The organism is Curtobacterium sp. ME12 (assembly GCF_903970855.1).
Lineage (GTDB): Bacteria > Actinomycetota > Actinomycetes > Actinomycetales > Microbacteriaceae > Curtobacterium > Curtobacterium poinsettiae_A.
Map to the genome: position 1 here is coordinate 112,359 of NZ_CAJCKD010000005.1, position 10,653 is coordinate 123,011.

Genomic DNA, 10,653 nt, shown 5'->3' on the forward strand with positions numbered 1-10,653 from the left:
GTGAGGTGTCGCCGAGCGCGAAACCTCGATGCTCGCCGCCGGCCGCGGTGCTGCGGCGCCCTACGTCCGCAGGACCACGTCGGCCAGGGCGGCCGGGTCCTCGGCGGCGATGAAGGCCTGCTCCTGCGCGGCCCAGCGGTCCCACTCGCGCGCGAAGACCGCACCGTCGCGGCCGATCGCCCGGCCCCACCGCACGGCGTCGTCGGCCTCGAGCCACACCCGCAGCGACGCCAGCGGTGCCGACGCCCGGGACAACGCCCCGCACCCCTCGACCACGATCGGCAGGTCGGGGTCCACCGACGCCCGGTCCGCGGGTGCATCGGCCGCCCAGTCCCAGCGTCGGTACCCACTCGGCGCTCCGAGGACGTCGGTCACCACGGCATCGGCAGCCGCACGCAGGCCGTCCCACCCCGGGTACAGGTCGTCCAGGTGCACGAGCTGCGCGCCGAGCAACTCCGCGACCTGTGCTCCGAGGGTGGTCTTGCCTGTGCCGGACCGGCCGTCGACGAGCACGACGGCACGCCGACCCGTGGCAGCGGCGACACCGGCAGCAGCAGCGGCCAGGCCGGGGGCGAGGTCAGCGGCGGTCGTGCCCGTCGCGCGCCCGCCGCCCGTCGCGCGCCCGCTGCCCGTCGTCCCGTCCGCGCGCTCCGTGTCAGGCACGCCACGTCCCCACGCTCACCGCGACCGTGATCGACACCACGCCGATGCCGACCAGCGCCGCCACCATTGCCCACTCCGGCCCGGCGAACCGTGCGACCCGCGCCCAGGTGCGCCGCCCGGGAGCACCGAACCCCCGTGACTCCATCGCCACCGCCAACGTCGTCGCCCGACGCAACGCGAGCACGAGCAGCGCGAACGCCATGGTCGCCCCGCGTCGCAGCCGCCCGGAGTCGGCCAGTCCTCGGGCGCGCCGCGCCATCGCGAGCTGTCGCCAGTCGTCGACGAGCAGCGTCATCATCCGGACGGCCGCAAGCGCCCCGAGCACGAAGCGCGCGGGCAGCCGGAGGACCTGCGCGAGCCCGTCGGCCAGGTCGGTCGGGTCGACCCGCACGAAGAGCGCGATGGCCGGCACCCCCACCGCGAGGACCCGGAGCGCGGTCGCCAACGCCAGCGTGAGGGACCCGTCGGTGACGTGCGCGAACCCGAGGTCGAACCACTCCCGCCCGGAAGGCCTGCCGTACAGCGCGATGCTCACCGCCGTCAGCGGCACCGCGACGAGCACCGGTGCGAGCCGGAGCAGCAGGGTCCGGACCGGCAGGCGCAGGAGCGGCAGGAGCGCGAGTTCGAGCGCCAGGGCGACGGCGGCGGAGACGACGTCGAGGCTGAGCACCAGGCAGACGCCGAGGGCGAGCACACCGATCAGCGACGCGACCGGCTGGACGCCGGGGATGCCGGGCGCGCGGACCGGCAGCGGTCGTCGCACGGGGTTCGTCCGGTGGGTCGCGTTCGTCCCGGCGGTCGCGTCAGTCCCGGCGGTCCCGGCGGTCCGGGCGGTCTCGGCGGTCCCGGCGGTCCGGGCGGCCGTGTCGGTCCGGTCTGGAGGCCCGGGGCGGATCCCGACCGTCGGCCCCGCCTCCGGGATGGTCGCGACCGACGGCCCCTGGTCGCGCCCGACGGTCCGGGCACCGTTCGGCCCGAGCACGACCTCGTCGGCATCGAGTGCCCGGACGAGATCGCGGTCGTGGGTGACCGCCACCACCGCGGTGCCGGCGTCGGCCAGGGCCCCGAGCCGACCGACGACGGCCTGCCACGTGGCACGATCCTGCCCGGAGGTCGGTTCGTCGAGCACGACGACCGGCGGCCGGGCCGCGATGACCGCGGCGATCGCGAGTCGTCGTTGTTCGCCCCCGGACAGGGTGAAGGGGTTGGCGTCGGCCAGGTGTGCGAGCCCGAACTCGTCGAGCAGAAGGATGGCTCGTTCGGCGGCGTCCGCGGCTCCGAGGGCGCGGGGGCCTGCCTCGACCTCCTCGCGGACGGAGCGGGCGACGAACTGGTGCTCCGGGTCCTGGAACACCGTGCCGATCCGGGCGGCGAGTTCGCGGCTCGTCCAGGCGTGCGGTGCGGCGCCGATGCCGTCGGCGAGGGTGTCCGTGGCGCGGAGCTGACCGGCTGCCGGTGGGAGCAAGCCCGCGAGGGTCAGCCCGAGCGTCGACTTGCCGACGCCGTTCGGTCCGGTGACGGCGAGGACCTGCCCGGCCCGGAGCCCGAGGTCGATGCCGTTCCCCACCGCTCGCTTCCCCCGTGCCGTGCCGAGCCCCCGGGCTTCGAGCAGTACCGCCGTCCCCTCGTCGAGCTCCCCCTCGTCGAGCACCCCCTCGCCGAGCACCCCCTCGCCGAGCGGGCGGAATGCCGCGGTCGCCCCACCGGACGCCCCGGGTATTTCGCCCGCTCGCCCGCTCGCACGCCGCCGCCCCCGCGCCGAACCGCGCGCCGGCTCGGCGCCCGGCACCCAGACCCCGGCCGCCGTGAGCGCCTCGCCGTGGTCCACCAGCACCCGGGCCGGCGGACCGTCCGCGACCACGCCGCCGCCCGGTTCGAGCAGCACGAGCCGATCGACCAGGTCCAGCCAGGTGCCGATCCGGTGCTCCACCACGAGCAGCGTCGCCCCGGTCTCGTCGAGCAGTGCCCGGACGGCGTCGTGCACCTGCGCCACGCCGTCCGGGTCGAGGTTCGCGCAGGGTTCGTCGAGCACGAGCGCACCCGGCCGCATCGCGAGCACGCCCGCGAGCGCCAACCGCTGCCGCTGCCCGCCGGACAGCTGCGCGGTGGAGCGGTCGAGCGGCAGGTCGAGGCCGACGACGTCGAGCGCCGTCCGCACCCGGGCCCAGGTCTCGTCGCGGGAGACGCCGGCGTTCTCGCAGCCGAAGGCCACGTCGTCGCCGACGCGGGACATCACGGTGTGCGCCTCGGGGTCCTGCATGACGAGACCGACTCGCCCGCGGACCGCGCGGGGGTCGGCCTCGTCGACCAGGAGTGCTCCCTGCACCGAAGCAGCGGTGTCGTCGGTGGCATCGGGCTCGTCGGGCAGCACGCCCGCGACCGCTCGCAGGAGCGTCGACTTGCCTGCCCCGGACGGGCCGACGACGGCGACCCGCTCCCCCGGCTCGACGGTCAGGTCGACGTCGCGGACGGCCCAGGCGTCCCGCTCCGGGTACCGCCAGCCCCAGCCACGGAACACGATGCGTGCCCCGCGGACGCCGGCACCTGCGCCGGCGTCGCCGCCGGTGGAAGGGGACGTCGCCGACGGAGCGGGCACGGTCACACCAGGGCGCGGGGTTCGCGACGGCTGTGCTCGCGGCCGGCCGCAAAGGACGACAGCACCCCGGTGCGGGCGAGTGCCCGGACGATGAGCCACGAACCCGCCCCCGCGATCACGGCGCCGGAGATGATCGCGCAGACGACGTAGACGACCTTGAAGGCGACGTCGAGCCCCGGGTACCAGAGGACGGTGTCGTTGATGCCGAGCGCGAGTCCGGCCGCGGCACCGGCGAGCACGACGACCGGCAGGCGGTAGACGCGGTACAGGAACAACGCGAGGACGATCTCCGCGCCGAGGCCCTGGACGAGCCCGGCCTCGAGCGTGAGCCATCCCCACTGGGTGCCGAACAACGCCTCGACCGAGGCGGCGACCATCTCGCCGTAGAGCGCGGCGCCGGGCTTGCGGACGACGATCGCGACGATCGGGCCGGCGAGCAGCCAGACCCCGCCGAACAGGGCCTTCGTGCCGGGGAGCACGAGGTCCATGACGGCGCTGATGGGTTCGTAGCCGAACTCCCAGAGCCGGAAGACGACCCCGAGGGCCACCGCGAGGACACTCGCGACGACGATGTCGACGACCCGCCAACGCAGCGATCGCCGCGGAGCGGTGGTGACGGTTGTGGACGTGCCTGAAGGCATGCTGCTGACTCCTCCCTGCGCCGGCATGATCCGGATCAGGTTCGACGGTCGGAGCGCCGATCGCTCCCTCTCAGCCCGGCGGTCCCGGACTCCCGTGTGTGTGCCAGCAGTCTAGACGCGGTCGCAACCGCGTGACGGACGGGAGGCCCGTGGCGGCGTCGCCACGGGCCTCCCGTTGCGTCAGGGGGTCACTTCTTGAGCGCGCGCACCAGTTTGCGGAGGACACGCCCGGCCACCCACACGAAGGGGATGGCCACGACGATCAGCGAGATCGGGTTCGGTTCGAACACGAGGTCCTTGCCCGGGCGACGGACGTAGGCGCCGACGGGGGCCGACGCACCGCCACCACCACCACCGCCGTTCTCGTCGTCGCCCCCGCCGCCGCCGAAGCCGAACCAGCTGACGGACACGGGGATCAGGGTCTGGTCGCCGACCTCGACGGGTTCTCCGTAGTTCGTGGAGACCCCGAGCGGGCGGACCTGGTCTGCGATCTTCGAGACGATGTTGGCCATGCGCGCGACGCTACTCGTCCGTTCCTCCACAGGCCGCGGGGCACAGCTGGCATCCACAGCTGGGGCTTGTCTGCGGACGCGGACGAGTGCCGCCGATATGTTGGCCGCACCCACACCTGGAGGACCGTTTGCACACCTGGCCCGGAAACCCGTACCCGCTCGGGGCGACCTACGACGGGAGCGGCACGAACTTCGCGCTGTTCTCCGAGGTCGCCGAGCGCGTCGAACTCTGTCTGTTCGATTCCGACGGCAACGAAGAATGCGTCCGCCTGCTCGAGGTGGACGCCTACGTCTGGCACGCGTACCTCCCCAACATCGGCCCAGGGCAGGAGTACGGCTTCCGCGTGCACGGCCCGTACGACCCGGACTCCGGCGCGCGATGCAACCCGTCGAAGCTCCTGCTCGACCCGTACGCCAAGGCGACGAGCGGCGAGATCGACTGGGACCAGTCGCTCTTCTCGTACACGTTCGGCGACCCGGACTCGACCAACGACGAGGACTCCGCGTCGCACATGATGAAGGGCGTCGTGATCAACCCCTTCTTCGACTGGCAGGGGGATCGCCCGCCGCGCACGCCGTACGGCGAGACCGTCATCTACGAAGCGCACGTCAAGGGACTCACCGAGACCCACCCCGACGTGCCGGAAGAGCAGCGCGGAACGTACGCCGGCGTCTCCCACCCGGCGGTCATCGAGCACCTGCAGCGTCTCGGAGTCACCACGCTCGAGCTCATGCCGGTGCACCAGTTCGTGAACGACTCGACCCTGCAGGACAAGGGGCTGTCGAACTACTGGGGCTACAACACCATCGGCTTCTTCGCGCCGCACTCGGCGTACTCGTCGTCGGGCGACCAGGGCCAGCAGGTCCAGGAGTTCAAGACGATGGTGCGCGAGCTGCACCGCGCCGGCATCGAGGTCGTCCTCGACGTCGTCTACAACCACACCGCCGAGGGCAACCACCTCGGACCGACGCTGTCGTTCCGCGGCATCGACAACGCGGCCTACTACCGCCTGGTCGACGACGACAAGAAGTTCTACATGGACTACACGGGCACGGGGAACTCGCTCAACGTCGGGCACCCGCACTCGCTGCAGCTCATCCTCGACTCGCTCCGCTACTGGGTGACCGAGATGCACGTCGACGGGTTCCGCTTCGACCTCGCGTCGGCACTGGCCCGCGAGTTCTACGAAGTCGACCGGCTGTCGGCCTTCTTCGAACTGGTGCAGCAGGACCCGATCGTGTCGCAGGTCAAGCTGATCGCCGAGCCGTGGGACGTCGGCCCCGGTGGGTACCAGGTCGGCAACTTCCCGCCCCAGTGGTCCGAGTGGAACGGCAAGTACCGCGACACCGTCCGCGACTTCTGGCGCGGTGAGTCGTCGACGCTCGGCGAGTTCGCCTCGCGGATCTCCGGCTCGGCGGACCTGTACGAGCACGACGGCCGCACGCCCAAGGCGAGCATCAACTTCATCACCGCGCACGACGGCTTCACGCTGTACGACCTGGTGGCCTACAACGAGAAGCACAACGAGGCCAACGGCGAGGACAACAACGACGGTGAGAGCCACAACCGGTCGTGGAACTCCGGCGCCGAGGGCCCGACCGACGACGAGGCCGTGAACGCCCTGCGGCTGCAGCGTCGCCGGAACTTCCTGGCCACCCTGCTCCTGAGCCAGGGCGTGCCGATGATCGCGCACGGCGACGAGCTCGGCCGGTCGCAGTCCGGCAACAACAACGTCTACGCGCAGGACTCCGAGCTCAGCTGGATCGACTGGGACAGTGCGGACGAGGACCTCATCCAGTTCACCGCCGACGTGGTGAAGCTCCGGCACGACCACCCCACGTTCCGCCGAACCAGGTACTTCAACGGCCGTCCGGTCCGTCGTGGCGAGGGCGAGCCGCTGCCCGACGTGGTGTGGCTGACCCCCTCGGGCGACGCGATGGACCCCGAGGACTGGGACTCCGGCTTCGGCAAGAGTGTCGGCATGTACCTGAACGGCGAGGGCATCCGCGGGCGCGACGCCCGTGGTGAGCGCGTCACCGACGTCGGTTTCATCACGTACTTCAACGCCCACGACGACGTCGTGACCTTCACGCTCCCACCAGAGGAGTACTCCCCCGGCTGGACCGTTCGGATCGACACCGCCGACCCCGGCGCACGCGACGAGGTGCTCGATGCGGGGACTCCGCTCGACGTCCCCGCGCGGTCGATGATCGTCCTGCGTGCCGAGCCCGACCACGAGGTCACGAGCACCCCGGTCGACGCCGAGCAGGACGGCGCCCCCGAACCGGTCGCCCCGCAGGACGCCGTCACCCCGGCCAACCCGGCCGGTTCCACCGCACCGAGCGGAGCCGCCCGATGACCGCCGGAACGCCCGGCGCAGCGAACCGCGTCCCCTCGTCGACGTACCGGCTGCAGGTCTCGGCCGACTTCGACCTCGACGCCGCCCGCGACCTGGTCGACTACGTGCACGACCTCGGGGCCGACTGGCTGTACCTGTCGCCGGTGCTGCAGGCCGAGTCCGGGTCGAACCACGGCTACGACGTGGTCGACCACACGCGGGTCGACACCGACCGTGGCGGTGACCAGGCGATGCGGGCGGTGGCCGAGGCCGCGCACGCCGTCGGCCTCGGGGTCATCGTCGACGTGGTGCCGAACCACGTCGGCGTCGCGACCCCCGAGTCGAACCCGTGGTGGTGGTCCCTGCTCGAACTCGGGCAGGGCTCCCCCGTGGCGTGGGCCTTCGACGTGGACTGGGAAGCCGGCGACGGCAAGCTCCGCGTCCCCGTGCTCGACGACCGGCTGCTCGACGCGGTCACGCTCGACACGTCCGACGCCGAGCGTCCGGTGCTCCGCGTCGGCGAGACCGCCTACCCCACCGCGCCCGGGACGGTGCACGACGGCGACACCGTCGAGACCGTCCACGAGCGCCAGCACTACGCGTTCGTGCACTGGAAGCGTGCCGACCACGACCTGAACTACCGCCGGTTCTTCGCGGTGAACACCCTCGCGGCGATCCGGGTCGAGGAGCCCGAGGTGTTCGCGGCCTCGCACGGGGTCATCGGCGGCTGGTTCCGCGACGGCCTCGTCGACGGCCTGCGCATCGACCACCCGGACGGGCTGTACGACCCGGCGGGCTACCTGCAGGACCTGGCGGAGCTGACCGGCGGGGCCTACACCCTCGTCGAGAAGATCCTCGAGCCCGGCGAGCAGCTGCCGAGCTCGTGGCCGGTCGACGGCACCACCGGGTACGACGCCCTCGGGGTGCTCGACCGCGTGTTCGTCGACCCCGCGGGCGAGCAGGCGTTGACCGCGGCATCGGGCGCCGAGCCGGCCGACTGGCAGCAGCTCACGCACGACACCCGACGGGGCATCGCGGACGGCATCCTCGGCAGTGAGGTCGAGCGGCTCGCACGCCTGCTCGCGCCGAGCGCCGTGACGGAGACGATCACGCACGAGCGGATCGTCGCCGCGGTCGCCGAGATCGTGGCCTCGTTCGACGTGTACCGCACGTACCTGCCCGAGGGCGCCCACCACCTCATCACCGCGCTCGAGCGTGCCGCCGAGGCCCGACCGGACCTCGACGACGTCATCGACCGGATCGCACCGGCACTCGTCGACCCGACGAACGCGGCGGCGGTCCGACTGCAGCAGACCAGCGGCATGGTGATGGCGAAGGGCGTCGAGGACACGGCGTTCTACCGCACCTCGCGCCTGTCGTCCCTGAGCGAGGTCGGCGGCGACCCGAGCGTCTTCGCGGTCTCGGTGGCGGACTTCCACCAGGCACAGCGCGAACGGCTCGGCAGCTGGCCGCACACCATGACGACGCTCACCACGCACGACACCAAGCGCAGCGAGGACACTCGCGCCCGCATCGCCGTGCTGGCCGAGCTCGGCGACGAGTGGGCCGCCACGCTGGAGCGTCTGCAGTCGCTCGTGCCGTTGCAGGACCGCGTGTTCGCCGACCTGCTCTGGCAGGCGATCGTCGGTGCCCGGCCCGCCAGCCGTGCGCGTCTGCACGCGTACGCCGAGAAGGCATCCCGCGAAGCCGGTGACAGCACCACCTGGACCGAGCCCGACGAGGCGTTCGAGCAGCAGATGCACGCGATCGTCGACGCCGCGTTCGACAACCCGGACGTGGTCGCCGTGCTCGACGCCCTCGACGAGCAGATCGACGCCGCCGGGTGGTCGAACGGTCTCGCCCAGAAGCTCGTCCAGCTCACCGCACCGGGCGTCCCCGACGTCTACCAGGGCACCGAGTTCTGGGACCGCTCGCTCGTCGACCCCGACAACCGTCGTCCGGTCGACTACGCCGAGCGGCGTCACGTGCTCGCCGAGCTCGACGGCCCGGACGACGACGGGCCCGAGGACCTGCCGGCCATCGGCATCGACGGCGCCGCGAAGCTCCTGGTCACGACCCGCGCACTGCGCATCCGTCGGGACCACCCGGAGCTGTTCACCCGGTACCTGGAGCTCGAGGCCACCGGCAGCGCGGCCGACCACGTCATCGCGTTCGACCGCGGCGGTGCCGTGACGATCGCGACGCGGCTGCCGATCGGCCTCGACCGGGTCGGCGGCTGGGGCGACACACTGGTGCACGCCGTCCCCGTCGAGCGCATCGACCTGCTCACCGGCCGACACGTCCCCGCCGACCGCGGGATCGCGCTGGCCGACCTGCTCACCACCTACCCGGTCGCGCTGCTCGTGCCCGCCGACGCGGTCGGTGCAGCCGGCCACGCCGACGCGGTGACCGCCGTGTCCGACGCGAGCGGCGCCTCCCGGCCTGCCGCCGACCGCACGACGGACGCCACCGAGACCGACGCGCAGGCCGAGATCGACATCCTGGAGGGTCACGCATGACCGCACCCGACCGTTACGCCGTCTGGGCGCCCGAGCCGGACCGGGTCCGGCTCGTCGTCGACGACGTCGAGTACCCGCTCACCAAGGGCGACGACGACTGGTGGTCCACCGACGCCGTGATGCCGGTCGTCGGCGCCCGGTACGGGTTCCGCGTCGGCGACGACGACGCGGTCCGACCGGACCCGCGCAGCCGGTACCAGCCCGAGGGCGTGCACGGCCCGTCCGAGGTCGTCGACCCCGCACGGTTCGCGTGGACCGACGAGTCGTGGACCGGACGCCCGGCCCGCGGCGCCGTGATCTACGAGATGCACATCGGCACCTACACGCCCGAGGGCACGCTCGACGCCGCCGCCCAGAAGCTGGACCACCTGGTCGAGCTCGGGGTCGAGTTCGTCGAGCTGCTCCCCGTCAACGCCGTGAACGGCGAGTGGAACTGGGGCTACGACGGCGTCGGCTGGTTCTCCGTGCACGCCCCGTACGGCGGCCCGGACGCCTACGACCGGTTCGTCGACACGGCGCACGCGCTGGGGCTCGGCGTCATCCAGGACGTCGTCTACAACCACCTCGGACCGAGCGGCAACTACCTGCCGCTGTACGGCCCGTACCTGCTGGCCGGGCTCGGCAACACCTGGGGTGACTCGGTGAACGTCGAACACCCCGAGGTCCGTCGGTACGTGCTCGACAACGTCCGCATGTGGTTCCGCGACCACCACGTCGACGGGCTCCGGCTCGACGCCGTGCACGCGATCCGCGACACCACCCGCCCGCACGTGCTGGCGTCGATGGCCGACGAGACCGACGCCTACTCGTCGTTCATCGGTCGTCCGTTGTCGCTGATCGCGGAGTCCGACCTCAACGACCCGGTGATGTTCCGGCCGCGCGAGGCCGCCGGGTACGGCCTCACCGGGCAGTGGTCGGACGACTTCCACCACGCCGTGCACGTGGCGCTCACCGGCGAGACGAACGGCTACTACGCCGACTTCGCCCCGCTGTCGGCGCTGGCGAAGGTGCTCGAGGAAGGCTTCTTCCACGACGGCACGTGGTCGTCGTTCCGCGGCAAGCGGCACGGCCGGCCGATCGACCGCGGGACCTCCCCCGCGACGGCGCTGGTCGTCGCGAACCAGAACCACGACCAGATCGGCAACCGCGCCGCCGGCGACCGGCTCGCCGCGACGCTCGACGACGAGGGGCTCGTGATCGCCGCGGCCCTGACGCTGCTCGGGCCGTTCACGCCGATGCTGTTCATGGGCGAGGAGTTCGCGGCCTCGACGCCGTGGCAGTTCTTCACCTCGCACCCGGAGCCCGAGCTCGGCAAGGCCACCGCAGAAGGGCGCATCGCCGAGTTCGCCGAGCACGGTTGGGACGAGTCAGCGGTGCCGGACC

At 72.4% G+C, this 10,653-nt stretch carries 7 protein-coding genes and 1 riboswitch; of the genes, 3 read left to right on the top strand and 4 right to left on the bottom strand.

All coding sequences use genetic code 11. The features are described from left to right. Positions 1–60 precede the first annotated feature (60 nt). From H7A73_RS04705 to H7A73_RS04720, 4 genes are all read right to left on the bottom strand, one after another. Entirely contained in the window at positions 61–663 is a 603-nt protein-coding gene (locus H7A73_RS04705; RefSeq protein WP_259362706.1) for an ATP-binding protein, read from the bottom strand. Continuing rightward, positions 656–3,259, bottom strand: a complete 2,604-nt coding sequence (locus H7A73_RS04710; protein WP_182064880.1) for an ATP-binding cassette domain-containing protein — start codon at positions 3,257–3,259, stop codon at positions 656–658. The genes H7A73_RS04705 and H7A73_RS04710 overlap by 8 nt, the downstream gene beginning before the upstream one ends. A 2-nt stretch (positions 3,260–3,261) precedes the next feature. After that, the gene (locus H7A73_RS04715; protein WP_182064881.1) at positions 3,262–3,900 is read right to left on the bottom strand and encodes an ECF transporter S component; all 639 of its coding nucleotides are present in this window, start codon (positions 3,898–3,900) and stop codon (positions 3,262–3,264) included. Then, a riboswitch (TPP riboswitch) is annotated at positions 3,895–4,006 on the bottom strand. Its footprint overlaps the gene before it by 6 nt. Positions 4,007–4,088: 82 nt before the next feature. Beyond that, a complete protein-coding gene (locus H7A73_RS04720; RefSeq protein WP_182064882.1) occupies positions 4,089–4,412 on the bottom strand; it encodes a hypothetical protein in 324 nt (107 codons plus the stop codon). Between the two features lie 128 nt (positions 4,413–4,540). Between H7A73_RS04720 and glgX the strand changes: the two genes are divergently transcribed. The 3 genes from glgX to treZ form a co-directional block, all read left to right on the top strand. Continuing rightward, positions 4,541–6,772 (top strand): glycogen debranching protein GlgX, encoded by a 2,232-nt coding sequence (gene glgX, locus H7A73_RS04725; RefSeq protein ID WP_182064883.1) that lies wholly within the window; start codon positions 4,541–4,543, stop codon positions 6,770–6,772. Further along, complete coding sequence (gene treY, locus H7A73_RS04730; protein ID WP_182064884.1) at positions 6,769–9,270, top strand: malto-oligosyltrehalose synthase; 2,502 nt, start codon at positions 6,769–6,771, stop codon at positions 9,268–9,270. Before glgX ends, treY begins: the two co-directional genes overlap by 4 nt. Continuing rightward, positions 9,267–10,653, top strand: a 1,387-nt coding sequence (treZ, locus tag H7A73_RS04735) for a malto-oligosyltrehalose trehalohydrolase (RefSeq protein ID WP_182064885.1), incomplete at its 3' end; no start/stop codon positions are given. The genes treY and treZ, both read left to right, overlap by 4 nt.